Here is a 500-nt window from a genome sequence, read left to right as displayed (position 1 = left end):
CCACGGGCGAGTTCGTATGGAACCTCGCCACGCGCGATCTTGCAGAGGCGATGAATGCGAGCGCGGCGACGGTCGCGGCGGATATAGATGAATTCGACCTCGCCGGTCTGGCGATCGCACCCTCCCGCATCGTCGCGCCGCCACGGGTCGCGGCAAGCCCCGCCGCGTTCGAATGCCGCCATACCCAGACGCTGCGGCTGGCATCGGCAGATGGCACGACCCTCGACACCTGGCTGGTGCTGGGCGAGGTCGTCGGCATCCACATCGCGCCGCATCTGATCGCGGACGGTGCCTATCGCACCGCCGCCGCGCACCCGATCCTGCGGGGAGGCGGGGCAGCCGACTATTTCGAGATAGGCGAGGCCGCGCGCTTCGCGATGCGGCGGCCGGACTAGCCGCCCTTACCGTGTCGGCACCGGCTCCGCGCCGGTATAATCGTAAAAGCCGCGCTTGGTCTTGCGGCCGAACCAGCCGGCCTCGACATATTTCACCAGCAGCGG

1 protein-coding gene is annotated in these 500 nt (G+C 68.6%); it reads left to right on the top strand.

The features are described 5' to 3' along the window. Positions 1-395: flavin reductase family protein (locus tag AACY49_RS30465; RefSeq protein ID WP_339527993.1), on the top strand; the 395-nt coding region annotated here is incomplete at its 5' end. Positions 396-500: the final 105 nt, after the last annotated feature.

It is taken from the genome of Pseudomonas sp. EL_65y_Pfl2_R96 (genome assembly GCF_963970905.1).
In the GTDB taxonomy this organism is placed as follows: domain Bacteria; phylum Pseudomonadota; class Gammaproteobacteria; order Pseudomonadales; family Pseudomonadaceae; genus Aquipseudomonas.
Note: the sequence above shows the minus strand (reverse complement) of the source record. Positions and strands in the feature narration are given on the sequence as shown.